At 66.9% G+C, this 2,004-nt stretch carries 1 protein-coding gene; it reads left to right on the forward strand.

Annotated features, from left to right (window positions below; all coding sequences use genetic code 11):
* Positions 1–299: 299 nt before the first annotated feature.
* On the forward strand, positions 300–2,004 hold a 1,705-nt coding region (alaS, locus tag HC022_RS25125; protein ID WP_167454205.1), incomplete at its 3' end, for an alanine--tRNA ligase.

Below are 2,004 nucleotides of genomic sequence, written 5' to 3' on the forward strand. Positions count from 1 at the left end.
AAGGGGCCGGGTTGCGCGGGAACGGAGGCGGTATTCGCTGGAGGGGTCGTTTGAAGGGGGGGCGGCGCAGACGGTTGCATGGCTGGGGACCGGGGGAGGAGGGCTTTGTGGCGGATGGGGGGCTTGCCCGGTGGAGGGAGGGCCGGGTGGTGTTTTGCCTGGCGCAGGGTGGGGAGGGGCTTGCCCTGCGCCGGCGGGGTCTTGAGAGGGCGGGGTTTTCTTCTGCCGCTTATGGACAGGGGGCGGACGTGGCGATACACCTGCGCGAACCGCTGAGACCCAGCCAGACAAGGACGATCATGCAGAGCCTGAACGATATCCGCTCAACCTTTCTGGGCTATTTCGAGAAGCAGGGGCACGAGGTCGTGCCCTCGAGCCCGCTCGTGCCGCGCAACGATCCCACGCTCATGTTCGCCAACTCGGGCATGGTGCAGTTCAAGAACCTCTTCACCGGCGTCGAGACCCGCGATTACAAGCGTGCGACCACCGCGCAGAAATGCGTGCGGGCCGGCGGCAAGCACAACGACCTCGACAACGTCGGCTACACCGCGCGTCACCACACCTTCTTCGAGATGATGGGGAACTTCTCCTTCGGCGACTACTTCAAGTCCGAGGCCATTCCCTTTGCCTGGGAGCTGGTGACCCGCGAGCTCGACATCGATCCCAAGCGGCTGCTGGTGACGGTCTACCACACCGATGACGAGGCCGCAGAGATCTGGAAGAAGACCGGCGTCCCCGAGGACCGGATCATCCGCATCGCCACCAGCGACAACTTCTGGATGATGGGCCCGACCGGTCCCTGCGGGCCCTGCACCGAGATCTTCTTCGATCACGGTGACAAGTACTGGGGCGGCCCTCCGGGATCGCCGGAAGAGGATGGTGACCGATTCGTCGAGATCTGGAACCTCGTCTTCATGCAGTACGAGCAGTTCGAGGACGGCAGCCGGCGCGAGCTGGCGGCGCAGTCGATCGACACCGGCATGGGCATCGAGCGCGTCGCCGCGCTGCTGCAGGGCACCAACGACAACTATTCCACCGACCTGATCCGCTCGCTGATCGAGGCCTCGGCGGACGTGACCTCGACCGATCCGGACGGGCCGGGCAAGACCCATCACCGGGTCATCGCCGACCACCTGCGATCCACCTCCTTCCTGATCGCCGACGGCGTCATGCCTTCGAACGACGGGCGCGGCTACGTGCTGCGGCGGATCATGCGTCGTGCCATGCGCCACGCGCACATGCTGGGCGCGAAGGATCCGGTCATGTACCGGCTGGTGCCGGCGCTGGTGCGCCAGATGGGCGCCGCCTACCCGGAGCTGGTGCGGGCGCAGCCGCTCATCGAGGAGACGCTGAAGCTCGAGGAGACGCGCTTCAAGCAGACCCTCGATCGCGGTCTCAAGCTGCTCGAAGAGGAGAGGGGGTCGCTGCACGCGGGTGCATCGCTGCCCGGTGCCACCGCCTTCAAGCTCTACGACACCTACGGCTTTCCGCTCGACCTGACGCAGGACGCCCTGCGCGAGCGCGAGCGCACCGTGGACACCGACGGGTTCGATGCCGCCATGTCCGAGCAGAAGGCCAAGGCGCGCGCCGCGTGGTCGGGCACGGGCGAGGCTGCGGATCTCGCCATCTGGTTCGAGATCGCGGACCAGCACGGCGCCACCGATTTCCTCGGCTACGACACCGAGACCGCCGAGGGCCAGATGCTGACGCTCGTGAAGGACGGTGTCGAGGTCGAGGCGCTCGAGGCGGGCGAGACCGGCTGGGGGGTGCTGAACCAGACGCCCTTCTATGGCGAGAGCGGCGGCCAGGTCGGGGACACCGGGTTCCTGCGTCGGCTCGAGGACGAGCATGACATGGCCGAGGTCTCGGACACCCAGAAGATGGGCGGCGGCAAGATCACCGCGCATCAGGTCACCGTCCGGCAGGGCCGGTTCGTCAAGGGCGATGCGGTGGCGCTCGAGGTCGATCACAAGCGGCGCGGCATGATCCGTGCCAACCACTCGG

Source organism: Salipiger sp. HF18 (genome assembly GCF_011806505.1).
GTDB classification, from domain to species: Bacteria; Pseudomonadota; Alphaproteobacteria; order Rhodobacterales; family Rhodobacteraceae; genus Salipiger; species Salipiger thiooxidans.